Origin of the sequence: Archangium sp. Cb G35 (assembly GCF_001896145.1) — a bacterium.
GTDB lineage: Bacteria > Myxococcota > Myxococcia > Myxococcales > Myxococcaceae > Archangium > Archangium violaceum.
This window is the reverse complement of sequence record NZ_MPOI01000002.1, coordinates 513,786-537,806: the sequence shown is the minus strand read 5'-3', so window position 1 is coordinate 537,806 and position 24,021 is coordinate 513,786. Positions and strand designations below refer to the sequence as shown.

The following is a 24,021-nucleotide window of genomic DNA, read 5'->3' as shown; positions in this document are numbered from 1 at the left end:
CAACCGTGGCACCTTGAACACCCTCGTTGTCCCCCCGGAGACCCCCCCGCGCATGCGACCGCTCCGATGCGCTCCGGCAGCCCTGCTGTGGCTCGCGCTCCTCGCCGGCTCCGCCGCGAGCGCAGCTCCCACCCGGGCCGCCTACGCGCTCATCATCGCCAACAACACCGGCACCGAACCCAAGCAGGCGCCCCTGCGCTACGCCGATGACGACGGCGCGCGCTACTACGAGCTGTTCTCCTCGCGCACCCAGGAGACGGTGTTCCTCTCCGTGCTGGACGCGGACACGCAGGCGCTCCACCCGGGGCTCGCCGCCCGCACGCGTCCTCCCACGCGGGCCGCCCTCAAGGAGGCGCTGCGCCAGCTCAACGCGCGCATGGCCGAGGACAAGGCCCGTGGCGACTCGCCCGTGCTGTATTTCGTCTTCACCGGCCACGGCAAGCGCGGGCCCGCCGGTGAGGGCGCGGTGAGCCTGCTGGACGGGGCCTTCACCCGCACGGACCTCTACTCCCAGGTCATCGCCCCCAGCACCGCCTCCTTCGTCCACCTCATCGTGGACGCGTGTGACTCGTACTTCTTCGTCAACTCGCGCGGCGCGCTGCCGGTGGCGCCCGCCCAGGTGCAGGCGGTGAAGGGCCTGCTGGCCACACGCGAGCTGACGCGCTACCCCAACGTGGGCGCCGTGCTCTCCACCACCCGCGAGCAGGAGAGCCACGAGTGGAGCGCCATCCGCTCGGGCGTCTTCAGCCACCAGGTGCTCTCCGCGCTCTCCGGCGCCGCGGACGTCAACGCGGACGGGCGGGTAGAGTACTCGGAGCTGAGCGCCTTCGTCGCCGCCGCCAACCAGGGCGTGGAGGACGTGCGCGGCCGGCTCGAGGTGTCCATCCAGCCGCCCGCGTTGGACCGGGCGGCGGCGCTGGTGGACATGGGGGACAAGGCGCGCCTGGGCTTCCTCCTGCTGCCGGCGGGCCTGGAGGGCCGGCTGTGGGTGGAGGACGCGCGCGGCCTGCGGGTGGCCGAGCTCCACAAGGAGCGCGAGCGCTCGGTGGTGCTGGGACTGCCTCCCGCGCAGGGCTACTTCCTGCGGGGCGCGGGGCGCGAGGCCTCCTTCCGCTTCGCCCGCGCGGGCGCGGTGGTGGATGGCGCGGGCCTCTCCTGGCGCGACAACGCCCTGGCGGCACGGGGTGCCATGGAGGACGCCTTGCGCGACAGGCTCTTCTCCGTGCCCTTCGGCCCGCGCTTCTACAACGGGTACATGGCCAGCCTCGGGCAGACGCCCGTGGCGCCCGAGCAACAGCCCGACCTCTCGCCATGAGCCTCCTCTCCCTCGCGCTGGCGCTGGCGCTGGCGCAGAGCCCAACCCCGTGCAGGAGCGGTGAGCGGTGGGTGATGCTCCCCTTCCAACCGGTGGCACTGAGCACGGCCGAGGCCCGGCAGGTGGAGGACGCCGTGCGCCGGGCGGCGGAGCAGACTTCCGGCGTGTGCCTGGAGCCTCGTGCGGACACGGTGGCGAAGGTGCGCGCCCGGGGTGGACGGCTCCCCGGGTGCGTGGACGCGGCGTGCCGGGGGGCGCAGGCGCAGGCGCTCGGCGCGCAGCGGCTGGTGCGCGGGGTGGCGCTCGGCGTGGGCGGAGGGCGCAGCGTGGCGCTCACGCTGGTGGACCGCGAGGGCCTCGAGTCCCACGCCGTCGTCGCGCTCTCCGGAGAAGGACTGCCACCCGGCCAGGAGGAGGCGCGGGCCCGCGAGGCCGTCCAGGAGCTGAGGAAGACGCACCTGTCGCCGGCCGGCGCGGTGAAGCGCCCGGGCAGCGCGTGGCCCACGGTGCTGCTGGCGGCGGGAGGCGTGGCGCTGGCGGCCGGGGTGGGCTTCGGACTGGCGGCGCGCAACACGGAGGCGGTGCTCTCCCAGGGCAACGCGGGCTGCTCGGGTGAGGGCGAGGCCTTCCGCTCCTGCTTCACCGGCCGGCTGCGCGAGGGCCAGCGGCAGGCGCGCACGGCCAACGTGCTGATGGGGGCGGGCGCGCTGCTGGGGGCGGGGGGTGCTGTCTTCTTCGTCTGGGAGCTGCCATGAGACAGGGGCTGACGTGGCTGGGATTGGCGGTGCTCCTCGGAGTGGTGACCTGCACCGGGGGGGCCTGCACCTTCCAACCCAACCTCTCCCGCTTCCCCGCGTGTGACGGGCAGGGGGCGTGTGCCTCGGGCTGGACGTGTCTGGCCTCCGAGGGCGTCTGCCTCCCGGACTGCGGCGAGCGCGGGCCCTGCACCGGCGAGGAGCCCTCGAGCATGGGCGCCGACGGGGGCACGGACGGAGGCATGGACGCGGGCACGGATGGGGGCAACCCCGACACGGTCCCGGCGCGGCTCGTGCTCATCCCGGATGCGCCCGGCCCCGGCACGGAGACGGTGAGCTACTTCCACCGCTTCCAGGTCAGCGGCGGGACGCCTCCGTACACCTTCTCCACCGAGGGCGAGCTGCCCGCGGGCCTGTCCTTCGACACCGGGCGGGGAGAGCTCTCCGGCAAGCCGCTCACCACCGGGAAGTCCACCTTCACCGTCGAGGTGGTGGACCAGGGCGCCGAGCCCCAGCGCGCCAGCCAGGAGTTCTCCGTGAGCATCCGGCCCGTGCTGCACCTGGCCGGACCGGACGTCCTCGTGTACTTCGAGAGCGGCAAGGACTACGTGGAGACGCTCTCGGCCACCGGCGGCAAGCCGCCCTACACCTTCGAGCTCTCCAGTGGCGCCCTGCCCTCGGGCATCGTCCTGCGTGGCAATGGCAGACTCGACGGCGCGGCCTACGCGGGCAGCGGCACGCCCCCCTTCGAGGTCCGCGTCACGGACTCCGACGAGCCTCCGCAGACCCGGGTGCGCCGCCTCCAGCTCACCTCCATCTCGTGCTCCGGCGGCGAGGTCTGCATCAAGAGCAGCGCCGTCCCGGATGGGCGCGTGGGCTCGGCGTACACCCACTCCCTCCAGAGCACCCCCGCCTCCGTCACCTGGACCTGGAAGAAAACGGACAGCGGCGCCCTGCCACCGGGCCTCGGCTTGAATGCCGGAACGGGTGTCATCTCCGGCATGCCCACACAAGTGGGGATGTATGAATTCAATGTCACCGCCACGGCCGGGGGCCTGCTCCCTCCGGCGCCCTCGACGCTCACCCTGCGGCTGATGGTGTATTGAGCGCCGGAAGATCCAATCGCCTGTCCTGGCATCAATGCCTGGACAGGTGAGCCCTTCCGGTCCAAGCCAGAAGCAACGAGCCAACTTCCGCCAGTGGCTGCCGCTGCTCTGTGGCGTGCTGCTCGCGGGGGCGATGGTCTGGAGCCTTACCCCGGCCGAGCCCCCCTGCGCCTACGTCGTGGGCCCGGCCGGCGAGGCCACCGTGGCCACTCCCGCCCGTGTCGTCTTCATCACGCCGGGGGAAGCCGCCGCTCCATCACCGAAGGACAAGGGGACTTCCTGGACGTGCTCCAGCGAGGGCGTGAGTGTCCCCGCCCTTCCCGTACACGTCTCCACGCCGATGTTCGAGAACCCGGAAACGCTCGTGGAGGCGACGTCCATCACGCTCCACCTGTCGAGCACGCCGGTGACGCGGGAGGGCCACGTCATGACGCTCGAGGGGGGCGGGCTCCTCGTCCTCCCTCAGCCAGGGCTCTCCGGCTCCATGCCCGAGGGAGACATCGCCGAGCCGTTCATCACCGTCGACTTCGGAGGCAACGTGACGACGGCCCGCTATGTGCCGGCCCCGAAAGCACCCGGACGATGATTTTTTGAAGTCAGCGCACCGCTTCCGACAGGAAGGCGCACACCCGCTCCAGCGACTCCGTGCGCTCCAGCTCCGAGGGGAAGGCGTGGAAGGCCTCGCGCGGGCCGAAGAGGATGAGCGGCTTGCCGTAGCGCAGCGCGAGCACCGCCTCGGACACCGTGCCCGCGCCGCCGGGCAGCGCCACCAACGCCCGCGCGGTGAGCACGTTGAGGTGGTTGCGGCTCATCGGCTCCGTGCCCTGTTCTCCGCTCAACGGCAGGTGCGTATGGATGGGCAGCTCCACCGCCGGATGGGGATAACCCGGCTTGGGCCGCCACGTACCGTCCACCACCGCCCCCGGCACGATGCCGATCGACAACCCCGCCCTCCCCTCCACCGCCACGAAGGACTCCGCCGCCGCGCCCATCACCCCGCCTCCCGCTCCCGTCAGCAGGTGGAAACCCCTGAGGGCGATCCACCGCGCCAGCGGCTCCACCCAGGCCCGGTGCTCCTCCTTCCCCGAGCCCAGCACACCGATGACTTCACGCCGGGTATCCATGGCCTCGCTCCCTGGCCCTCTCCCAGGGGAAGAGGGGACACGTCAGGTTCCGTCAGTCTCCCCGTGGATGCTGGTTCCCACACGCCACGGCGGACACAATCCCGCCTCTTCCTCGAAACGGCCCGCCCATCATGACTTCCTCCGCACCGCTGCCTCCCATGCCCCCGGGCCACTGGCTCTGGGGCCACCTTCCCGAGCGCGCGAGCAACCCGCTCGGCCTGTACCTCGACAGCCAGCGGCGGCTGGGGGACGTGGTGCGCTTCCGCATGGGCTACATCTACGTGGAGCAGCTCACGCACCCCGACCACGTCAAACACGTGCTCGCCGACGCGAGCGCCCGCTACACGAAGGGCACCGTCTTCGACAAGACGCGTCCCCTGGTGGGCAACGGCCTGCTCACCGCCGAGGGTGACTTCTGGAAGCGCCAGCGCCGGCTCGCCCAGCCCGCCTTCCACCGCGAGCGGCTGGCGGCGCTCGGCACGCGGATGACGGACACCATCTCCGAGATGCTGCCGGCCTGGGAGCGCTCGGCGGACGGGGGCACGCCGCTGCCGGTGTTCCAGGAGATGATGCGGCTCACCCTCACCGTGGCGGTGCGCGCCCTCTTCGGAGTGGACGTGGCCCAACACACCCACGCCGTGGGCGAGGCCTTCACCACCGCGCTCGAGGTCACCAACGAGCGCATCATCTCCCCCCTGCCCTACCAGCCGTGGCTCTACCGGCTGCCCACGCGGAGCAACCGCGCCTTCCGCCGGGCGGTGGACACGCTGGATGGGATTGTGCGCGGCCTCATCTCCCAGCGCCGCGCGGCCGGGACGCAGGCAGAGGATCTGCTCGGCATGCTCATGGCCGCGAGCGACGCGGACACCGGTGACACCTTCAATGATGCGCAGCTGCGCGACGAGGTGATGACACTGCTGCTGGCCGGCCACGAGACGACGGCCACCGCGCTGGCGTGGACGTTCCACCTGCTGGCACAGCACCCGGAGGTGGAGGCCACGCTGCACGCGGAGGTGGACGCGGTGCTCGGCGGGCGGATGCCCACGGTGGCGGATCTGCCGAGGCTGCGCTACGTGGGCTGCGTCTTCGAGGAGGCCATGCGCCTCTACCCGCCCATCTGGGCCATTCCCCGCGTGCCCCTGGAGGACGACGTGGTGGATGGCTACCGGATTCCCAAGGGGGACATCGTCATCCTCGTCCCCTACGTCACCCACCGCCACCCGGACTTCTGGCCCGAGCCGGAGCGCTTCGATCCCACGCGCTTCCTCCCGGAGAACAGCAAGGACCGGCCGCGCTGGGCCTACCTGCCCTTTGGTGGCGGGCAGCGCCAGTGCATCGGCAACAACTTCGCGATGATGGAGGCCCAGCTCATCCTCACGCTGGTGGCGCAGCGCTTCCGGCTGCGCGGGGTGCCCGGGGTGCCCGTGGTGCCCGAGCCCCACGTCAGCCTCCGTCCCCGGGGCCCCATGCCCATGCGGGTGGAGCGGCGCGAGGAACTCCCCCGGGTGCGCGTGGCCTGAGGCCGCCACTCAGAGGACGCAGGTGCCGCAGTCCAGCAGGCAGCTGTCCGCGGTGATGCCGAAGCCGCAGCGCTCGCCCTGCTGGCACACGCCGTCACCGCAGCGGTTGATGTCCTGGGGACGGATGCGGGTGGTGAGCGGCTTGTACTGCACGCCGTTGACGGTGCACTGCGTGTAGAACGCGCCGTTGGGGTCCAGCGTGCAGTGCTGCTCGCACTGGCCCACGCGCTGCACCTGCGAGCAGGAGGAGTTGGACAGCAACCCGAAGCCCACCAGGCCGCACGGGCGCGAGGAGCTCTCGTCCGAGGCCAGCGCGCTGCGGTCGTTGCCGGCGAAGAGGCCCTCGTTCTTGAAGACGTTGCCGAAGAAGCACGACTCCTTGCGGGCGAAGGTCGCCATCTCCTCGGAGCTGAAGGGGATGGTCACCTCCTTCGAGTCACGGCCCAGCAGGGAGATGGGGACGTGCAGCCCGTAGTTGTTGGCGTGGGCCGCCAGGCAGGCGGAGATGACCTGCTGCTCCACCAGGGAGGCCGGCGCGCCCCCCGCCCAGTCCGGCGCCAGGCCCATTCCGCCCTGCCACGTATAGACAAGGCCCGTGCTCGGGTTCGTGAAGGTGCGGCTCTCGTTGGCGGGCACCGCGCAGGTCACCATGTAGCGCATGAGCTGCGCATTGCCGGCCGGGTTGCCGTTGAACCAGGTGGCGAAGTCCGTGGTGGACAGGCCATTGAGCGACAGGCCATTGAGCGACAGGCCATTGAGCGACAGGCCATTGAGCGACAGGCCATTGAGCGACAGGCCGTTGTTCTCCACGAGCGCCTGCTCCACGGTGCCCGGCGCCGAGCCTGGCTCCTCCGGGGGCAGCTCCTCCACCCCGCAGCCGGTGGCGCTCACCGCCAGCGCCGTCGTGAGCACCCACGCCACCACGCTCCGACCCGCCACGCGCCCGCCCATCCCGTTCCGCAGACCTTCGAAAGACGTGAAACCCATGGCTCACACCTCCGGCTCTCGGCCGCCTGGGGCTCACCAGGTGGCAAAAGTCAGGGTGGAGATGCGGGAATTTCCCGGCATCGGCCGGAACTCCAGGAAAGCCGTAGAGGTCTGCCTGTCGACAGCACATCCGTCCAAGGCGCGACGGTGGGTTCCTCAGAACGTGAGAGGATCAACACCTCCCGGGGCGTGCGCACAGAGACCTACAGGCGCTCCATGGAAAGGAATTTCCCCGTCAGGGAAAGATGGCGCCCCACCGGAGCCTACCCATTCGTCACCGTGGGAACTCTGGTAGGCACTCCAGGGTGCTACGGCAGGCGCTCCTCGGCCCCCGCGAAGGCGAGCAGGGCGCCAGCGGTGGCATGAGCGTCCTCCATGCGACCATCGGGCTGCTGGTGACGCTCGAGCAGGACCAGGAGGGCCTCGTGGGCCCCACCACCGGCCTCGTCCACGCACTGGAGGCAGAAGGCCAGCTCCGCGCCCAGGTCCACGTTGCCCTGCTCCACCACCCAGGGCGTGGCCACCAGCAACTCCTCCGTCCAGGCCGTGGCGTCCGGATGCGCCGGCGCGGCGCGCAGGTAGCGGGTGTCCAGCAGGTACAGATGCGTGAGCCAGTAGAGGTCCGCCACGCGGGAGACGTCGCGCATGGCGCGGGCTGGAATGGGCAGGCGCACGTCCAGACCGCGCGTGGCGGCCATCTCCCCCAGCAGCCACGCGTGGAGGCCGTGCTCCTCGCCCGCCAGGTGCTCCAGATAGGCCCGGAGGAGGTACGGCTCCAGCGGGGCGTGGGGCAGGCCGCGCTCGCGGCGCACGTACCAGGCATCCACCCGCGCCATGCCCACGTCTGGAGACAGCCCGTCGGGGAGCGCCAGCGGCACCTCGGCCAGCGCGTCCACCGCCGCCTCCAGCGTGGGCCCCAGCCCCCGGCGCGCGAAGGCCCCGGGCGCATGGCCCTCCAACATGTGCAGCGTCAGCGCGCGCAGGGCCCGCGCCTCGTCGTCCTGCCCCTCCGTCAGCGAGAGGAAGGCCCCGAGCGTGCGGTCCACCGCCTCCGTCCGCCGGGCGGGCGGGTGCGTGGGAGGCCCGCGCAGCTGGAAGAGCGCCGTGGCATCCCGGAGGAAGCCGGGGCCGCCGGGCCCCTCCGCCACCGCGTCCGCCAGCACCGCGCCCGCGGCCGAGGCCGCCTGGAGGGCCCGCGTGTAGCGCTCGCGGAAGCCAGGCCCCTCCACCTCCACGCGGTAGCGATCCAACCGCCGGGCCCCGGTCTGGGCGGCGAGCGCCGCCTGGTGCCCGCTCTTGAAGGTGAGGACGAGCGGCGAGTCCGGGAGGGGCTCCACGGGCCGTGCTGGCAGCGAGGCGGCGCGGGTGAGCTCCGGCAGCACGGCCTCGGGCTCGCGAGAGTCAGCGCGGGTGACGGAGAGGGCCACCTTGGTGCGCACGTAGGCCACGCGGCCCCCGAGCTGCGCCTGCAACACGTCATCACCCGAGACGAATACCGCCGGCACACCGGCCTCCGCGGCCAGCGCCAGCACGAGGTCCGCCTCCGACAGTGCCCGCCCGGCGCACGTCCACGCGCCCAGCACGTCCACGGTGTGCGCGGCGAAGCCCACCGGCCCCGCCGCCGCGTGCATGCCCAGACAGGCCACCGCCTCCACCTCGTCGAAGAGGTGCGCGGCGTACGCGTCCTCCGGGAGGAAGCACGGCTCGGCGGCGGGGTGCAGGGCCTCGGGCAGGAGGTTGGACTCTCCGGAGCCGCACAGGTGGCTGTCGCTCACCCGCACCCGTTGGAAGCCGGCGGCGAGCAGGCCCTCCACCGCGGCGTTCACCTCGGCCGTCAGCAGGGCGCGGGCGCGCACGTACTCCGGCATCCCGGAGATGAGCGCACCCGGCGAGTCCACGCCGGCCACGCCCTCGAGGTCCACGACGAGCAGGGCCTGGCGCACACGCATGGGGCGCCTCCTACTTGCGAGCGGCCGGGCCGCCGGACTTGATCCACTTCGCCAGCGCGAGCGCCGTGGGCTCGTCGACGAGCGAGGCGTAGGTGGGCATGGTGGTGCCCGGGACGAACTTCTCGGGGTTGCGGATCCACTTCGCCAGCTCCTGCTCGGGCTTGCCGGCGGCCTGGACGATGCGCTCGTGGTAGCGGGCGCCCGGGGCGTGGCAGAGCGTGCAACCCAGCCGGGCGAAGAGGGCGGCGGGGTCCACGTCCTTGCGGGGCTCGGCCTGGGCGAGCACGAGGGTGGCGAGCTGCGCGGCGGCCGAGGTGCGCACGGGCGTGCCGGGCTCCACGGCCCGGGTGGACACGGAGCCGGGCGTCACGGGGGCGGACGGAGCCATGGCCTCGGGAGCGGTGCGCGGGCGGGCGCCGGGGACGTCGTGGCGGCGCGGGGGGAGCGAGCGCAGGTACTCGTAGAGGGCCTTCATGTCCACGTCATCCGCGCCGCGGTAGCGAGGCATGGGGTAGCGGACGATGGCCCCGGGGGCGAGCCCGTCGCGCACGGCGCGGGTGAAATCCTCGAGGCTCCAACCCTGGAGGCCGGTGGCATCGAAGGTGAGGTTGCTGGAGCGGATGGGGTTGCCATCGGCGCCGAGGAACTCGCGGCCGCCGGAGAAGCCCTTGGGCCCGTTGGCGTCCTCGGGGTCGAGGCTGTCGGTGTGGCAGCCGGCGCAGTCGAGCACGTGGGCCATGTAGCGGCCGTACTCGAGGGTGGGCCCCTTGGCGGGCACGGGGATGCCCGAGGCGGCATGCTCGGGCACCTTGGACACCAGCCCCCAGGCGAGCCCGCCGAAGAAGGAGAACCGCGTGCGGGGCGCCACGGTGGCATCGGCCTCGAAGAGCGCGTGCTGGGAGCGCATGAAGCCCAGCACGGCGGCGAGGTCCTTGTCGCCCATGGGCGAGCCGGGCATGGGGACGACACGCCCATCGCGGCTGACGCCGTAGCGGATGACGCGGGCGAGCTCCTCGTCCTTCGCCGAGCCGATGCCGGCGGAGGGGTGGGAGGTGAGGTTGGCGGTGTGGAGCGCGCCGAGCCACCCGGGCGCGTCCTTCATGGGCGCTCCGGTGGCGCGCTGCGAGTCGGGCCCACGGTGGCAGCCCTCACAGGCCCCGCGGAAGATGCTCTCGCCGCGCGCGAGCGCCTCGGGAGACGTATCCGCCTGAATGGGGGGATAAGCGGTCCTGGAGACACTTGCGCACCCGGACAACAGGGTGCTCCCCACCAGCAGGGTGCCATACACGGTGCTCAGCAGCTGTCGGCGCATCGGATCATGCCCTCCACGGAAATCCAGGATGCCGCAACTGGCTGTCCAAGGGTAGACACCCCGCCCGTCCGCCCGTCCTCCAGGCGGGCCGGACAGCAGGGACTGGAGGACACCGGGGGGAAGCCGGGGATTTTCGTCACGCCCCCACGGCGGCCGGGGGGTATATAAGGACGGCGGCGGGCGGTTGTCCGCCATGCAGCATCCTTTTGACTCCCTCCCGAGTACGGCCATGAAGACCGAGTACGTGCGCCACGGCACCGCGCGGATGTTCGAGAACGACTTCCTCGAAGCGGCCTCGAAGATCCACCCTGTCACTCCGTTCGCCTTCTACATCCCGCTCATCACGGGCATGCTGGGCTGGGCGCTGTGGAGCGGGACGACCCAATGGGGGAAGGTGGCCCTGTTCGCGCCGCTGGGGTACCTCACGTGGTGCTTCATGGAGTACACGCTGCACCGCAACCTCTTCCACTGGGAGGGGAACGGGCCGCTGACCCGGCGTTTCCACGCCATCATCCACGGCTACCACCACACGTACCCGGATGATCCGCAGCGGCTGGTGATGCCGCTGGGCGCGAGCATCCCGCTGGCCATCGTCATCGGCGGACTGTTGTGGCTGGTGGGCCGGCCGGACGCGACGATTCCGTACTTCTTCGGCGTCGTGGTGGGCTACCTCGCCTACGACTACCTGCACTGGGCGGTGCACTACAAGAAGCCGTGGACGCAGTGGGGCAAGACGATGCGGGCGCACCACATGGCGCACCACTTCGCCTGCCCGGACAAGAACTTCGGCATCAGCCACATGTGGATTGATCGGCTGGTGGGCTCGGTGCAGGTGCGCGGGCAGGCGGCTCGCGACGCCGCGGCGAAGCCGGACACCGGCGCGGCGGAGTAGTCCCCCGCGCCGGGGCCTGCCTCAAGGGTGCGCGGCCGAGGCCCACTGCCAGGCGGAGCCCCGGTGCAGGGCCGCGTAGAGGCGGTCGCGCAGCTCGTTGCACTCGGAGTGGGTCAACGAGCGGTCGAGCGCGCGCAGCACCACGCGCAGCAGCACGTTCTTCTGCCCGGGAGCGATGCCGAGCCGCCGGACGGCGGCGGGCGGCAGGGACGCGTAGGGCGTCTCCGAGAGCACCTCGACGGACTCCACCACGCCGGCCTGTTCGCCGAGTGTGGCGCGCGCCCTGTCTCCGAGCTCCTCGTGGGTGGTGTCGCCCTCGAGCACGAGGGACAGGTCGCGGCGGACGGCGGGCATGGAGGAGACCTCGCGGTAGGGCTCCAGGTCGAGCAACTGCGAGGCGATGCGCGGGTCCTCGGCGCGCAGCAGGCGGATGTCGTCCAGGCCCTTGCGCAACATGAGGATGCGATCCATCCCGAGCCCCATGGCGAGCCCCGAGACGCGTGACGGGTCCAGGCCGCTGTCGGCGAGCAGTTGGGGATGGGCCAGGCCGCACTCGCCGATCTCCACCCACTCGCCGTCGTGGCGGACATCCAGTTGGAGTCCGCCGGTGGTGTAGGGGTGCTGGGAAGAAGTGGTGCGCAGCTCTCGGCCGGGGAGCAGGGCGCGCACCACGGTCTCCACCATGTGGAGCAGCTCCCGGACACCGAGTGGTGCACCATGGCGGATGCGCCAGAGGTCCATCTGGTGGGGCTCACCGGTGTGGAGCCGGTCGATGCAGTCGCGGCGGTAGACGAGCCCGGGACAGGCGAGCAGCACATCGCCAGGAGAACGGGGCGAGGCGGCGAGCTGGCGCAACAGGGGAGGAATCATCGCCGAGGTCTGGGTGCGCAGCAGGGCGGTGTCACAGACGTAGCGGGTGTAGCGGGCGTCGCGGGCGGCGCCATCGGGCGGGTAGCGCAGCCGGTCGTAGTTGTCGGAGACGGAGACGATGGGGCTCCGCCGGTGCAGGAGGACATCGCAGCGCCAGGTGTCACGGAGGGCGGCGAGCACGTCCTCGACGAGACGCTGCATGGCATGAGGGCCGGCGGAGGGGTCGGTCAGGTCGCGGATGGAGAGGGCACGGCGGACGGAGTCTGTGCTGAGGATGCAGACGGACATGGAAGGGCTCTCGGGCTGGAGTGGAAGGAGGCGGCGTCAGGAGACGCCGGGACGCTCGGACACCCCCCGAACCCCTGGTCCAGGCGAGCGTCACGCCGAGAGGCGATCCGCGAAGGGAGAACGGGCTAGCGACGCAGCACGGCCTCCCGGCGCCTGGTGGGGCTCGGGGGGCGGCTAAATCGACGCTGGCACGTCAGGAGAATCATCGCTCGAAGAAGGTAAACGCGGTCCACGCCGAAAGCAATCCGGGGCCGGGCGGAACCCTCGGGTACCGGGGAAGTGGCCGCCCGCTCACACCTCGACGAACCGTGTGCCGGTGATGCGCTCGGCCTCCAGGGCCTGCTTGAGATCCTCGGAGACGATGAGACCTTGTGACCAGCCCCAGGTGCGGAAGATGCGGGCATCGCCCACCTTCGTTGGATCGATGCGCAGGCCCGAGACAACGCGGTACCTCCCCACCTTCTCCGGCTGACCATCCTCTGGCTTCCAGTAGTGCACTTCCTCGCACCGGGCATCATCGATACAGCGGAGGGTGCACAGCGTGTTGAGGATGAAGAAGGGCCCGGCATGGCCCTCCACCTCCACGGGGATGAACTGCACGTCCTGGACGCCCAGACGCTCGAAGAGCTGGACGAAGCGGCCATGCACCACGGGGATGGAGACCCCGGCCCAGCTGAAATCCAACGCCACCCCATCTGGCCTGACGGGCAAGCGGACCAATCCCTGGAGCTCGAGTTGCCTGCCTTTGAAGAACTGCCAGGGGTTGATTCGCTCCCCTTGCTCATCCAGGGGGCTCCTCAAGTGCCAGCGACCCGGATGGTAGAGGTCATCCTCCAGTTCGAAGTACCTGGGCATGATTCTCGTTGGCTCCTCAATCCTGCGACTTTGTCACGAGCGTATGGAGTCGTGATCCAGGAGTGCAGACCTCTCTAGCGATTCTCCGGAGTGCCTCAGCGAGCTTGCTCTTGCACTGAGAGAGGGACCCGCAGTCTTCAGTCGCCGAGGCAAGCGTCCTGTATACCTCTCGATGGTACGCCTCGGGGTGAGGACCTTTGTGCCCCTTGAGGTAAATGAGGTTCTCTGCCGCGTCCAGGCTCATCCCCGCCAACTCGAAGAACTGCTCGAACCTGGGCGTCCAGGGCCCTCCGGAAACCGTCGAGATTTCATTCTTGTTCGTGGCCAGGTGGTGCCAGTGGTAGCCCTCCTGGCTCTTGCTCCCATCCGTGCAGGCACTTCCCACCGCGGATGCCGCCGCCGTGCCCGCCGCCACTCCCGTCACCACGACGGTGCCATCGGCCACCATCTGCACCGTTTGCGCGCCCCCCATCGACAGCCCCTCGGGCAGCGCGAACCGGGGCCAGCGCAGCAACGCCCCGAGTCCCCCTTGCGGCACCTCGGGCAACCCCTTGGCCACACCCATGCTGGCCACCAGCATCAACACCCTCAGCCCCGTTCCACCCACCGCCTTGCCGAAGCGCTCGGCCACCGCCTCCAACTCCTCCACCGTCCTCGCCGCCTGCGCCTCCTGGTACAGCCGCACGCACGCGTTCGCGAACCGGCTCAACTCCACCGCCCCCACCGCCAGCGCCAGCCGCAGCGTCCACGTCGCCACGAACGCTTTCGTGAAAATGGGCTCGGGCGTCAGCCACGCCGTGAAATACACCAGCACCGACAGGGCCACGCTCGTCAGGAAGACGCGTGAGCTGAACAGCTCCCTCGCCGCTTCCCGGACTCCCTGACCCATGTAGTGGGGGGACAGCTTCAGCGCCATGAGGAGCCGGCTCGTCTCCAAGGACCCGGGCAGCGCCACCTCCGGCGCACCGAACCGGGACACGAACTCCTCCCGCAGCTGCCGCTCCCACTCTTCCGGCCCCGGCTCCGTCGACGCTCGCACCAGCCGGAAACGGCGGCTCTCCTCTCGTGGGAAGGACGCATGGAAGGCCGCGAGCACCGCCCGCGCCTCCTCCACCCTCACCCGCTCCAGCGCAAGGTCAGGCGCCACCGGCCCGAACGCGAGCCGCAGTGCACCACCGGGCAACGTGCTCGTCCGCACTACCGTGGGCCGCGCCGCACTCCGCCCCTCCGGAGGCAACACCTCCGGGGACGTGGCACACGACACCAACAACAGCCACCACAGGGCCACAACCATCCGCGGCCAGGAGCACTCACTCATGCTCCGGCAGCATGCATGGCCCTCGGACTTCGAGCTACCGCGTACCGAAGAGCCGGTCTCCCGCGTCTCCCAGACCCGGCAGGATGTAGCCGTGCTCGTTCAGCTTCTCGTCCACCGCGGCGGTGTAGACGTGCACGTCCGGGTGGTGCTCGCGCAGGTTCGCCAGGCCCTCGGGGCACGCCAGCAGACACACGAACCGCAGGCTCCCCGGCTTGCTGCGCTTCACCCGGTTGAGCGCCGCCACCGCCGAGTTCCCCGTCGCCAGCATCGGGTCACACATGATGACGTCACGGTCCGCCAGCTGGTTCGGCACCTTGTAGTAGTACTCCACCGCCGCCAGCGTCTTCGGGTCCCGGTACATGCCGATGTGTCCTACGCGCGCGCTCGGCACCAACTGCAGCATCCCGTCCAGGATGCCCTGCCCCGCTCGCAGGATCGCCACCAGCACCAGCTTCTTTCCGTCCAGCACCGGAGCCACCGTCTCCATCATCGGCGTCTCGATGGTCTCCTCGCGCACCTTCAGATCCCGCATCGCCTCGTAGGCGAGCAGCAGGGAGATCTCCTGCAACAGCGCGCGGAACGAGGCCGTGCTCGTGTCCTTGCGCCGCATCAGGGTCAGCTTGTGCTTCACCAGCGGGTGGTCCACCACGGTGCAGTTAGGGTACGTCACGGCGCTCTCCTCGTTGCTCGAGTACTAGAAAGAAGACCCTCACCCCCGGCCCTCTCCCAGAGGGAGAGGGAGGGCACTTCAGAACACCGTCCCGTCGCTCTCGATGCGGATGGGCGGCGTGCCTCCCGGACGCTTCTCCGCGGCGATCTTCCTGCCCGCGCTCCACGTCCCGCCCTGCAGCACCTTCGCCAGCGGCAACTGCTCCGCCGTCATCCCCAGCCGCTCGCGCACCTGCTTCGCCACCTCGTCCAGCAGCGCCACCGTCAGCGCCCGCCACTCCACGATCGGCTCCGAGCCCGGTGCGTACGCCTCCGTCAGCAGCCGCGCGTCCCTCGGCACCAGCAGGCCCATGTCCACCAGCAGGCCTCCGTTGCGGTACTCGGGCAGCCCGGTGAGCACGTCCAGGTCCGTCACCGTGATGCCGCCTTCCTCCAGCGGCTCCAGCAGTGAGTACGTCAGCCACTGCGACAGCTTGTGGAAGGGCACCAGCGACTCCGGACTCCCCTCGCGCCCCATCATCGAGTGCGGCCACACGTCGCCCAGGTTCACCCCTTCCAGCGTGACACGCCCGGGCCAGATGGAGCCCAGCGACTCCAGCACCCGTCCCAGCACCTCGGCCGCGGGCACGCGCGTGCCCCACGCCAACACCTGGTCATACAGAGCACCGGGCCTCGGCAGCGCCCGTCCCAGCCCTTGCAGCAGCGCGAGCCGGCCCTCCAGGCCCGCCAGCGGGTTGGCCTCCGTCACCTGGAAGCCCCGCGCCAGCGACTCGAGCGTCAACCGCTGCAACCCCTCGGCGTCCGCCCGCAGGGGCTGGCTCGGGTCCGAGGAGAACGCCCCCGCGAGGAACATGCGGAAGCTGGCCACGGCCAGTCCCTCGGAGCGCGCATACGTGCCCCCCCCGGGCTCCACGTACTTCCACGTGGGCCCGCTGCCCGCGTCCAGCAGCACGCTCGTGATGACCAGGTCCAACTTCGCCCGGGCCCGCTCGGCGCGCGGCAGCGAGGCCAGCCGCGCATCCAGCTCCGCGTTGCGCCGCACACCGCCCACGTCGAAGTGCCCCCACCGGCTGTGCACTGGAATGTCCAGCGTGGGGTACATCTCGCGCGTCACGGCCAGCACGTAGTCCGCCACCGCGGGCAGCCGATCCATGTCCACGCGGAAGTGCTTCAGCTGGCCGGCGGTGCCCAGCGCCAGCAGGGCCCGGCAGCGCTCGCGGATGGTGCGAGGGCTGCGCAGGTACGCCACGGTGGATGAGGGCTCACGCATCGAGAGACCTGCCCTTCACCTCCGCGAGCTCCTCCTTCGAGGCTACCTTGCCCGTGGTGAAGTAACCGGCGGCCTTCTTCGCCTCCATCTCCACCTTGGCGTCCGCGGGAACCAGCTCCTCCGGGATCGGCACGCGCTCGAGAATCTCGATGCCCGAGCGCACGATGGCGTCGTGCTTCATGTCGCTCATGGACACGAAGCGGTGGATGCGGGTGATGCCCAGCCAGTGCAGCACGTCCGGCATCAGCTCCTGGAAGCGCATGTCCTGAACACCGGCCACGCACTCGGTGCGGTGGAAGTAGGTGGCCGCCGAGTCCCCGCCCTCCTGGCGCTTGCGCGCGTTGTACACGAGGAACTTCGTCACCTCGCCCAGCGCGCGGCCCTCCTTGCGCGAGTAGGCGATGACGCCCGCTCCGCCCTGCTGGGCCGTCTGGATGCACACTTCAATCCCGTGCGTCAGGTAGGGCCGGCACGTGCAGATGTCGCTGCCGAACACGTCCGAGCCGTTGCACTCGTCGTGCACGCGCACGGCCAGCGGGATGTCCGGGTTGGAGATGGTGTCCATGTCCCCGAAGAAGTAGAGCGTGAGCCCACCAATGGGCGGCAGGAACACCTCCAGGTCCGAGCGGGTGATGAGCTCGGGGAACATGCCGCCGGTCTGCTCGAAGAGGCCGCGGCGCAGCTGCGCCTCCGTGAGGCCGAAACGCTTGGCGATACCGGGCAGGTACCACACCGGCTCCACGGCGGCCTTCACCACGCTCACGTCGCCGTTGGCGCAGAGGATGTTGCCGTCCGGCTTGAGACGTCCGGCGGTGATGGCATCGCGCAGCTCGGGCATGTTGATGTGCGCGCGGGTGATGGCGATGGAGGGCCGGAGGTCCACGCCCTGGTCCAGCCAGGAGCGGAAGGCCTGCGGCGCCACCGCGCCCCACGGATCCATCGACACGATGCGCTCGGGGTCCGCCCAGGCCTTGTGGGGGCCGATCTGCACCGCGGGCGCGGTGTTGGTGAGGTCCGCCCGGTGGTCCTGCGTGAGCTGCCCGGCGGCCACGGCGACGGCCCGGTAGATGGCGTACGAGCCCGAGTGTGTACCGATGACGTTGCGCTGTGAGGGATCCGTCAGCGTGGCGATGACGGGGCCACGGCGCATGGGCTCCGGGTCTCCCCAGCGGATGGGGGTGACCTGGGAGTCGCTGTCCGGATGCGAGGTGAGACGGATGTGATTGACGGGTTTCTTATCAGGCATGGGAATTTCGAATCCTCTCAGCTCATCCAGCTGCCATCGGTCCGCGAGGTCCACTTGCGGGTGACCTTCTTCAGGTCCGTCCAGAAACCGAGGCTGGACGCCCCCGTGATGTCACCGTGGCCGAACTTGGACTCGCCGGTACCACCAAACGAGAAGGGCTCGCGAGGCACGGGCACGCCCACGTTCACGCCCACCATGCCCACGCGCGAGCCCTCGACCACCGCCTGCGCCACCGCGCCATTGGTGGTGAAGATGGACGCCGCGTTGCCATAGGGCGAGGCGTTCTCCACCTCCAGCGCCGCCGACAGCGTGGGCACGCGGACGATGGACAGCACCGGGCCGAACAGCTCCCGCTGCGCCGCCTCCATGTCCGGGCGCACCCCGTCCAGGATGGTGGGCCCGAGCCAGTAGCCGCCCGCCCACTTCTCCCCGGCCGGCTTCTTCCCGCGCCCATCCAGCAGCACCCGCGCACCCGCGCGCTCCGCGGCGGCGATGGCCGTCTCCAGACGGGTGAGGCTCGCGCGGTCGATGATGGCGCCCATGCCGGGGCCCACCTCCATCCGCGAGGCACGCTCACGCACCTGCTCGATGATGTGTTGCACGTCTCCCACCGCGAGCAGCACGCTGGCCGCCATGCAGCGCTGGCCGGCGCACCCGGTGAAGGAGTCCACCACGGACTGCGCGGTGAGCGCCTCGTCCGCGTCGGGCACGACGATGAGGTGGTTCTTCGCCCCGCCGAGCGCCAGCACGCGCTTGCCCTGCGCGCTGCCCTCCGCGTACACGCGCCGCGCCACGGAGGACGAGCCGACGAAACCCACCGCGCGCACGTCCGGGTGGGCCACCAGGGCCTCCACCGTCTCGCGGCCGCCATGCACCACGGAGAAGACCCCGCGCGGAATGCCCGCCTCCACCATCAACTCGCCCATGGCGCACGCCGTCAGCGGCACCTTCTCCGAGGGCTTGAGGATGAAGGCGTTGCCCACCGTCACGGCGATGGGGAACATCCACAGCGGCACCATGCCCGGGAAGTTGAACGGGGTAATCCCCGCCACCACGCCGAGCGGCTCGCGCCGGAACTCACAACTGACACCGCGGCTCACCTCCATGCCACCGCCGGTGTCCAGGTTCTGCAGCGAGAGCGCGAAGTCGCACACCTCGATGCCCTTGAGCAGGCCCGCGCGCGCCTCGGCCACCGTCTTGCCGGCCTCGCTCGCCGCCAGGTGCGACAGGCGATCCAGGTTCGACTCGAGCAGGTGGCGGAAGCGGCTCATGAGCGTGGTGCGCTCGCGCAGGGGCGTGGCGCGCCAACCGGGCGCCGCGGCCCGGGCGGCCTCCACCGCCTGGGCCACCCCCTCCGCGGGCGTCAGCGGCACGCGGCCGATGACTCCTCCGGTATAAGGACTGTGTATGTCGAGCAGGGAGGCATCGCGTGGCACCAGCCACTCGCCTCCGACGAGGTTGCGGCAGGTGGTAACGCTCTCGGGCAACTGGACGAAGGACACTCGCGCTCCCCCACAGTGACAACTGCGTGAATTGCGAGCATAACAAGTGCCCGGCAAAACCCGGTAATCCGAGGGGAGCAGGCAGGCTCGGAAAGAAGGTCCGTTTCCCAACATTCGGCCCTTACGACGCGCCGCGCAGTGACAGGGACGAAAACACGCGCCAGGGGTGACCTCCCGCGTCCCCAGGGCCACGCCTCCGCGTCCCAGCGGCCACGCGAGCCCACATCGAGGCCGCGTCCACGCCGAGAGTCCCCTGGCCCCGCCCCTGCACCCGGGAGGGACATGCACACCCCCCTGCTCGTGGTGCTCGCCCTGCTCTCGGGCCAGCCCTTCAAGGCCATGGCCTACAACGTCCTCTATGACGCCCCCGCGGAGGACATCGAGAAGTCGCTCGACGTCATCGAGCGGGAGAAGCCAGACATCCTCTGCCTGCGGGAGCTGACACCGGGCTTCGCCAAGGCCTTCCGCAAGCGTCTGGGCAAGGAGTACCCGCACACCGTGCTCGTCCCCCGGAGGGGCACCTGGGGCATGGGCATCGCGAGCCGGCATCCGCTGCCGCGCACCCGGAGCTTCCCCGAGAAGCCCCACCGCATTCCTGGCATGGAGGCGGACGTGAAACTCGGCGGGCAGCGGCTGAAGGTGGTCTGCGTGCACCTCATGGCGCCCGGGGCGAAACACATCAAGAGCGACGGCCTGCTCGTATCGCTGGAGAAGAACGCGAAGCTGCGCGCGAAACAGGGCAAGGCCCTGATGGAGCGCTATGCCCAGGAGAAAGCGCCCATCCTGCTCCTCGGAGACATGAACGAGGGCCGCGAGGCCGACGCGATGAAAGCCTTCGCCGCCGCGGGCTTCACCCACTCCTGTGATGGACCGAAGGCTTCCTGTGGCAACACCTGGCCCGGCGCCAACACCGCCCTGCCCGCCATGGTGGAGATCGACCACATCCTCGGGCGCGAGCTCACCTTCTCCGAGGCCAGGGTGCTGCGCTCCGGAGGCTCGGATCATTTCCCCGTCCGCGCGCTCTTCGAGTTCAGATAGAGAACAGACATGACCGCGAAGCCCTCCCAGCTGCTCGCCGCCCTCACCTCGATGGCGGTGCTCGCCACTGGATGTGGTGGCAAAAAGCCGCTGCCTCCTCCTGCTCCCGAGCTCTGCACCGGCACCACCGCGCTCGACGTGCTCCCGGGCACGTACCCGAACGTCGTGGCGCCGTCGGACCTCGGTGCCCTGGAAGTGGCCGTGCTCGGGGATGCCACGCTCGATGCACGGACGCTCGACCCGGCTACCGCCACGATGTCCGACCCGGACGGTTCCGCCCCGAGCGTTTCCGCCGAGCCCGGGCTCCGCGAGCAGGACGTGAACGGAGACGGCCTCGTGGACGTCGTGCTGCGCTTTCCCCTTGCCGCATTGAGGGAGAACGGCGTCCTCCACGCGGAGGTGAGCCGCCTGAAGCTGGACGCGAGCACCCGTGCCGGTGCGCGGGTGGACGGATGCGACCGGGCCCGGGCCTCGGGCCATCTCTTCACCCGGCTCCCCGCGCCCTCAGGCCCCCATGCCGTGGGCACCACCGCCTTCTCGTGGGTGGATTCCTCTCGCGAGGAGACGTTCACGGAGGACAAGAAAGACAAGCGCGAGCTGATGATGCGCGTCTGGTATCCCGCCACGCCCACGCCGCGAACCCAGCCCGCGCCCTACTTCCTCGCGCGCCGCGAGGGCATCGCCCAGCTGAAACAGGGCGGCCTCGACCTGCCCCCTGGCGTGCTGGACTTCGTCCACACCCACTCAGTGGCCGAGGCGCCCCTCGCGGCCGGCGAGCGCTTCCCCGTCATCCTCTTCTCGCCCGGCGCCGGCTTCTCCCCCACCTTCTACACGTCCGTGCTGGAGGAACTCGCCAGCCATGGCTACGTGGCCGTGGCCACTTCGCACACGTATACCAACGGTCCTGTCATCTTCCCCGACGGCCGCTACGCCCCCAACACCCAGGAGCCCACCGGCCTCTTCGGCACGCCCTACTTCGACGTGGTGGTGACGGATCTGCGCTTCGTCCTCTCCCAGGTCCGCGCGCTCGACACGGAGGACGCCCGGGGCCGCTTCACCGGGCGGCTCGATCTGGAGCGAGTGGGCGTGTTCGGACACTCCATCGGTGGTGCCGCCTCCACCATCGTCTGCCAGAAGGAAACGGGGGTCCGCGCCTGCGCCAACCTCGACGGTAGCTTCCAGGGCTCCTGGGACAAGGGCATCACCCAGCCGCTCCTCCTGATGCACGCCCAGGCGCACGAGGACGGCACCCATCGCTCCTTCATCAAGGACAGACACGCGCCCGTCTACGAGGTCACCGTCTCCCAGGCGGGGCACCTCACCTTCTCCGACCTCCCGCTCCTGGTGGAGCTGATGAAGAGCTACGACTCGAAGGTGAGCGCCGAGACCTTCGACACGGGAACGCTGGAGCCGGCGGAGCGCACCGCGTCCATTACCCGCGCCTGGGTGCTCGCGTTCGCGGAGGAGCACGTGAAAGGCAGCGGCGAGTCCCCCCTCCTCCACGGAGGCGAGGGAAACGACCCGGCGGTCACACCGAAGGTCCATCCCCGCTGAGACGGCCGACGCTGAGCGCCGTCAGTTCACCGTGGAGGCACCACCCGCTCCCGCGTCCGCCACCAGCTCGCGCACCTGCTCGAGCTCCACCGGCTTGACGAGGTGCGCATCGAAGCCCGCCTCGCGCGAGCGCTGCCGGTCCGAGGCCTGTCCATAGCCCGTCACGGCCACCAGCCGCGGACCCGCGCCGCCCGAGCGCTCGCGAATCCTGCGCGCCACCTCGTACCCATCCATCCCCGGCAGCCCGATGTCGAGGAAGACGACATCGGGAGCCTCGGCGCCCAGGTGCTCCAGCGCCGCCATGCCGTCATGCACCACCGTCACCCGGTGCCCGTCCATCTCCAGCACCTCGCCCAGCAGCTCCGCGGCGTCCACGTTGTCGTCCACCACCAGAACCCGCCGCCCCCGGGTGGACACCTCCTGCCCGGCCGGCACATCCACAGGCGCCACCGGCACGCGCTCCTCGGGCAGCAGCGGCAGGCGCACCGTGAAGACGCTGCCCTTCCCCACACCCTCGCTCGCGGCCTCCACGCGGCCGCCGTGCATCTCCACCAACTGCTTCACCAGCGTCAGCCCCAGGCCCAGGCCTCCCTGCGCCCGGTCCAGCGTGCGCGCCACCTGCATGAAGGGCTCGAAGAGGTGCGGCAGCGCCTCGGCCGGAATGCCCATGCCCGTGTCCGTCACCCGCACCACCGCCTCGCCGCCCTCGCACACCAACGTCAGGGTGATGCGGCCACCAGACTCCGAGTACTTCGCCGCGTTGTGCAGCAGGTTGGTGAAGATCTGCACCACCCGCACCGGGTCCGCCTCCGCCCACACCGGCCTGTCCGGCAGCTCCACGCGCAGCGTGTGCTCCCGCGACTCCGCGAAGGGCCGCGCCGACTCCACCGCCCGCCCCACCGAGGCCACCAGGTCCATCGGGTGCGTGCGCAGTTGAATCTTGCCCCGCGTCACCCGCGACACGTCGAGCAGGTCATCCACCAGCCGCCGCATGTGGTGCACCTGGCGCTCCACCACCTCGCGCTCCCGCTCCGTGCCCAGACCCGCCCGCTGCTTGCGTTCCATGAGCTGCACGGCGGTGAGCACCGGCGCCAGGGGGTTGCGCAACTCGTGGGCCAGCATGGCCAGGAAGTCGTCCTTGCGCCGGTCCGCCTCGCGCAGCTGCTCCTCCACGCGGGCCCGCTCGGCGAGCGCCACGCGCAGCTCGTCCGCGCTCCGCTCCGCCGCCCCACGCGCCCGCACCTGAGCGAGCATCATCAAGAAGAATCCCAGGCTCACCAGCGCGCCCAGCCCCGAGAAGGGCAGCAGCACGATGGGCCGCGCGGCCGTCGCGTCGAAGGCCGGCAGCGAGGAGAAGGTGAGCGTCCAGGGCCGCCCCGCCACCAGCAGCGTGGTGGTGGTGGTGAACATCGGCTCGTACGCCAACGCCTCGGGGTGCGAGCGGTGCATCAGGCGCGCCTCGTCCACCTCCAGGCCGTCGTAGAGCTGGAAGGCCACGCGGGGGTGCCGCTCGGCGCCAAAGATGCCGTTGAGCAGATCATCCGCGCGGAAGGGGCAGTAGACGAAGCCCTCGAGCAGCTCGCGCCGCTCCTCCAGCGTGGCCGGCACGCGCCCTCCCTTGTAGACGGGCAGGTACAGGAGGAAACCCGCCTGCTTGTCCTCGCGGATCTCCTGCTTGAGCGTCACCTTCCCGGTGAGGGCGGGCTCCCCCGTGTCCCGGGCACGGGCCATCGCCTCCCGGCGGATGGGCTCGGAGTACATGTTGTAGCCCATGGCCGCCAGGTTCCTCATGTCGCGCGGCTCCAGCAGGGTGATGGAGTGGATCTCCTCCCCGGGCACCTCGGGCCAGGCATGGAAGCCCGGCAGGCCCAGGGTGGTGCGCGCCCGGTGCTCGACCTGGGCGCGCTCCTCGCGCGGGAAGCGCCGCGTGAAACCGAGCCCCTGGATGCCCGGGTACTTGGACTGGAGATCGAAGAGCCGCACGTACGCGGAGAACTCCTGCGGCGTCACCTCCTGCTGGGTGGCGAACAACCCCTCCGTCCCCTGCAAGAGCGCGACGTACGTGTCCAGACGGCGCTGGATGCGGTCGGACGTCGACTGCACCAGGTTCTCGAAGCGCGCCTCGTCCCGCGCACGCGCGGACAACCCCAGCAGCACGCATACGCAATACGTGAGCAGCAGGCAGAGGGCGAGCACGCCCACGGGCAACAGGTGCCGGGGCAGGCGATGGAAGGGAGAGGAGCGAAGCAGCGTCATGAAGGCGGGCAGGTAGACCAGCGTCCGCTGCCATTCCCCCACACGTGCGGGCCAGCTTCACGCGCCGGCGGGAGATGAGCGGACCCGGTGCTCGGTGCACAACCCTTCAGGGAGTCCGCCCCATCCCCGGTGTGACCCGCCCGGCGAGTCACCCGGGCCGCGGCGCGACTCTCTCCAGGAAGTGGATGGCCAACG

The 24,021-nt window shown here is 70.6% G+C and carries 20 protein-coding genes; 8 read left to right on the top strand and 12 right to left on the bottom strand.

All coding sequences use genetic code 11. The features are described from left to right. Positions 1–52 precede the first annotated feature (52 nt). The 4 genes from BO221_RS08575 to BO221_RS08560 are packed head-to-tail and all read left to right on the top strand — an operon-like array spanning position 53 to position 3,762. Positions 53–1,315, top strand: a complete 1,263-nt coding sequence (locus BO221_RS08575) for a caspase family protein (RefSeq protein ID WP_073559893.1) — start codon at positions 53–55, stop codon at positions 1,313–1,315. Further along, the gene (locus BO221_RS08570; protein WP_073559892.1) at positions 1,312–2,070 is read left to right on the top strand and encodes a hypothetical protein; all 759 of its coding nucleotides are present in this window, start codon (positions 1,312–1,314) and stop codon (positions 2,068–2,070) included. The genes BO221_RS08575 and BO221_RS08570 overlap by 4 nt, the downstream gene beginning before the upstream one ends. Then, the gene (locus BO221_RS08565) at positions 2,067–3,176 is read left to right on the top strand and encodes an Ig domain-containing protein (protein WP_073559891.1); all 1,110 of its coding nucleotides are present in this window, start codon (positions 2,067–2,069) and stop codon (positions 3,174–3,176) included. The genes BO221_RS08570 and BO221_RS08565 overlap by 4 nt, the downstream gene beginning before the upstream one ends. Before the next feature lie 46 nt (positions 3,177–3,222). Then, entirely contained in the window at positions 3,223–3,762 is a 540-nt protein-coding gene (locus BO221_RS08560) for a hypothetical protein (RefSeq protein ID WP_143195338.1), read from the top strand. 10 nt (positions 3,763–3,772) lie between these two features. Here BO221_RS08560 and BO221_RS08555 read toward each other — a convergent pair whose 3' ends face one another. After that, the gene (locus BO221_RS08555; protein ID WP_073559889.1) at positions 3,773–4,300 is read right to left on the bottom strand and encodes an LOG family protein; all 528 of its coding nucleotides are present in this window, start codon (positions 4,298–4,300) and stop codon (positions 3,773–3,775) included. 131 nt (positions 4,301–4,431) lie between these two features. On the opposite strand from BO221_RS08555, the gene BO221_RS08550 reads away from it, so the two are divergent. Continuing rightward, positions 4,432–5,820: a cytochrome P450 gene (locus BO221_RS08550; protein ID WP_073559888.1), complete on the top strand. Its 1,389-nt coding sequence runs from the start codon at positions 4,432–4,434 to the stop codon at positions 5,818–5,820. 9 nt (positions 5,821–5,829) lie between these two features. Here the strand turns inward: BO221_RS08550 and BO221_RS08545 are convergent, their stop codons facing one another. The 3 genes from BO221_RS08545 to BO221_RS57260 form a co-directional block, all read right to left on the bottom strand. Then, the gene (locus tag BO221_RS08545) at positions 5,830–6,807 is read right to left on the bottom strand and encodes a hypothetical protein (RefSeq protein ID WP_233165809.1); all 978 of its coding nucleotides are present in this window, start codon (positions 6,805–6,807) and stop codon (positions 5,830–5,832) included. Positions 6,808–7,115: 308 nt separating this feature from the next. Then, positions 7,116–8,756, bottom strand: coding sequence for a M55 family metallopeptidase (locus BO221_RS08540; RefSeq protein WP_073559887.1), 1,641 nt, complete (start codon positions 8,754–8,756; stop codon positions 7,116–7,118). A 10-nt stretch (positions 8,757–8,766) separates the two neighbouring features. Next, positions 8,767–10,068 carry a c-type cytochrome gene (locus BO221_RS57260; protein ID WP_073559886.1) on the bottom strand — a complete coding sequence of 434 codons (1,302 nt, stop codon included), beginning with the start codon at positions 10,066–10,068 and terminating at the stop codon, positions 8,767–8,769. A 229-nt stretch (positions 10,069–10,297) separates the two neighbouring features. Here BO221_RS57260 and BO221_RS08530 point away from each other — a divergent pair, with 229 nt between their 5' ends. Next, positions 10,298–10,960, top strand: a complete 663-nt coding sequence (locus BO221_RS08530) for a sterol desaturase family protein (protein WP_073559885.1) — start codon at positions 10,298–10,300, stop codon at positions 10,958–10,960. A gap of 21 nt (positions 10,961–10,981) precedes the next feature. On the opposite strand, the gene BO221_RS08525 is transcribed toward BO221_RS08530, so the two are convergent. From BO221_RS08525 to mmsA, 7 genes are all read right to left on the bottom strand, one after another. After that, entirely contained in the window at positions 10,982–12,118 is a 1,137-nt protein-coding gene (locus BO221_RS08525) for a hypothetical protein (protein WP_073559884.1), read from the bottom strand. Positions 12,119–12,409: 291 nt separating this feature from the next. Further along, entirely contained in the window at positions 12,410–12,973 is a 564-nt protein-coding gene (locus BO221_RS08520) for an imm11 family protein (RefSeq protein ID WP_073559883.1), read from the bottom strand. Between the two features lie 16 nt (positions 12,974–12,989). Further along, positions 12,990–14,267, bottom strand: coding sequence for an AHH domain-containing protein (locus BO221_RS08515; RefSeq protein ID WP_233165807.1), 1,278 nt, complete (start codon positions 14,265–14,267; stop codon positions 12,990–12,992). 58 nt (positions 14,268–14,325) lie between these two features. Beyond that, positions 14,326–14,961 carry a uracil phosphoribosyltransferase gene (upp, locus tag BO221_RS08510; RefSeq protein WP_043399529.1) on the bottom strand — a complete coding sequence of 212 codons (636 nt, stop codon included), beginning with the start codon at positions 14,959–14,961 and terminating at the stop codon, positions 14,326–14,328. 78 nt (positions 14,962–15,039) lie between these two features. Beyond that, entirely contained in the window at positions 15,040–16,230 is a 1,191-nt protein-coding gene (locus BO221_RS08505) for a URC4/urg3 family protein (RefSeq protein WP_073559881.1), read from the bottom strand. Continuing rightward, the gene (locus BO221_RS08500; RefSeq protein WP_073560276.1) at positions 16,223–17,476 is read right to left on the bottom strand and encodes a GTP cyclohydrolase II; all 1,254 of its coding nucleotides are present in this window, start codon (positions 17,474–17,476) and stop codon (positions 16,223–16,225) included. Before BO221_RS08500 ends, BO221_RS08505 begins: the two co-directional genes overlap by 8 nt. A gap of 17 nt (positions 17,477–17,493) precedes the next feature. Continuing rightward, positions 17,494–18,978, bottom strand: coding sequence for a CoA-acylating methylmalonate-semialdehyde dehydrogenase (gene mmsA, locus BO221_RS08495; protein WP_073559880.1), 1,485 nt, complete (start codon positions 18,976–18,978; stop codon positions 17,494–17,496). A gap of 282 nt (positions 18,979–19,260) precedes the next feature. Here mmsA and BO221_RS08490 point away from each other — a divergent pair, with 282 nt between their 5' ends. Together BO221_RS08490 and BO221_RS08485 are read left to right on the top strand one after the other, a co-directional pair. Beyond that, on the top strand, positions 19,261–20,016 hold the full coding sequence (locus tag BO221_RS08490) for an endonuclease/exonuclease/phosphatase family protein (RefSeq protein WP_233165805.1): 756 nt from the start codon (positions 19,261–19,263) through the stop codon (positions 20,014–20,016). A 9-nt stretch (positions 20,017–20,025) separates the two neighbouring features. After that, the gene (locus BO221_RS08485; protein ID WP_073559879.1) at positions 20,026–21,570 is read left to right on the top strand and encodes a hypothetical protein; all 1,545 of its coding nucleotides are present in this window, start codon (positions 20,026–20,028) and stop codon (positions 21,568–21,570) included. A 21-nt stretch (positions 21,571–21,591) separates the two neighbouring features. Here BO221_RS08485 and BO221_RS08480 read toward each other — a convergent pair whose 3' ends face one another. Further along, positions 21,592–23,868: a CHASE domain-containing protein gene (locus BO221_RS08480; RefSeq protein ID WP_073559878.1), complete on the bottom strand. Its 2,277-nt coding sequence runs from the start codon at positions 23,866–23,868 to the stop codon at positions 21,592–21,594. Positions 23,869–24,021: the final 153 nt, after the last annotated feature.

Coding starts and splice junctions, on each gene's coding strand:
- BO221_RS08575 (WP_073559893.1), top strand. CDS start 53: ATGCGACCGCTCCGATGCGCTCCGGCAGCCCTGCTGTGGCTCGCGCTC.
- BO221_RS08570 (WP_073559892.1), top strand. CDS start 1,312: ATGAGCCTCCTCTCCCTCGCGCTGGCGCTGGCGCTGGCGCAGAGCCCA.
- BO221_RS08565 (WP_073559891.1), top strand. CDS start 2,067: ATGAGACAGGGGCTGACGTGGCTGGGATTGGCGGTGCTCCTCGGAGTG.
- BO221_RS08555 (WP_073559889.1), bottom strand. CDS start 4,300: ATGGATACCCGGCGTGAAGTCATCGGTGTGCTGGGCTCGGGGAAGGAG.
- BO221_RS08550 (WP_073559888.1), top strand. CDS start 4,432: ATGACTTCCTCCGCACCGCTGCCTCCCATGCCCCCGGGCCACTGGCTC.
- BO221_RS08545 (WP_233165809.1), bottom strand. CDS start 6,807: ATGGGTTTCACGTCTTTCGAAGGTCTGCGGAACGGGATGGGCGGGCGC.
- BO221_RS08540 (WP_073559887.1), bottom strand. CDS start 8,756: ATGCGTGTGCGCCAGGCCCTGCTCGTCGTGGACCTCGAGGGCGTGGCC.
- BO221_RS57260 (WP_073559886.1), bottom strand. CDS start 10,068: ATGCGCCGACAGCTGCTGAGCACCGTGTATGGCACCCTGCTGGTGGGG.
- BO221_RS08530 (WP_073559885.1), top strand. CDS start 10,298: ATGAAGACCGAGTACGTGCGCCACGGCACCGCGCGGATGTTCGAGAAC.
- BO221_RS08525 (WP_073559884.1), bottom strand. CDS start 12,118: ATGTCCGTCTGCATCCTCAGCACAGACTCCGTCCGCCGTGCCCTCTCC.
- BO221_RS08520 (WP_073559883.1), bottom strand. CDS start 12,973: ATGCCCAGGTACTTCGAACTGGAGGATGACCTCTACCATCCGGGTCGC.
- BO221_RS08515 (WP_233165807.1), bottom strand. CDS start 14,267: ATGGTTGTGGCCCTGTGGTGGCTGTTGTTGGTGTCGTGTGCCACGTCC.
- BO221_RS08505 (WP_073559881.1), bottom strand. CDS start 16,230: ATGCGTGAGCCCTCATCCACCGTGGCGTACCTGCGCAGCCCTCGCACC.
- BO221_RS08500 (WP_073560276.1), bottom strand. CDS start 17,476: ATGCCTGATAAGAAACCCGTCAATCACATCCGTCTCACCTCGCATCCG.
- BO221_RS08490 (WP_233165805.1), top strand. CDS start 19,261: ATGCACACCCCCCTGCTCGTGGTGCTCGCCCTGCTCTCGGGCCAGCCC.
- BO221_RS08485 (WP_073559879.1), top strand. CDS start 20,026: ATGACCGCGAAGCCCTCCCAGCTGCTCGCCGCCCTCACCTCGATGGCG.